General features: G+C 39.2%; 1 pseudogene. It reads right to left on the bottom strand.

Going from position 1 to position 255, the window contains the following annotated elements:
* Positions 1 to 255, bottom strand: a pseudogene (locus I6E24_RS17705) (IS1634 family transposase); the annotation flags it as partial.

The following is a 255-nucleotide window of genomic DNA, read 5'->3' as shown; positions in this document are numbered from 1 at the left end:
AATGCCGTCTCAGATAATCCACTGTGGCCTTCTTGCTCATGGGAGAGCATATTCTGGATACTACAAGATGACGTAGTTCCTCATCCTGTATGATATTGAATCCGATTTTATCGTAAACTTTATTGATGATTCTCTGAGGTGAATTCAGAGAAGTACTTATTATATTGGATACAATGTACTCAGTCATTGAATTCTCTTCCCGTCTTAGTTTTTCACACTCATCATCAGGGAAGCTTATGGTTTGCTGTCCACCGT

Source organism: Bacteroides caecigallinarum (genome assembly GCF_021530995.1).
In the GTDB taxonomy this organism is placed as follows: Bacteria; Bacteroidota; Bacteroidia; order Bacteroidales; family Bacteroidaceae; genus Phocaeicola; species Phocaeicola faecigallinarum.
The sequence above is the reverse complement of the archived record's forward strand: the minus strand, read 5'-3'. Positions and strand labels throughout refer to the sequence as shown.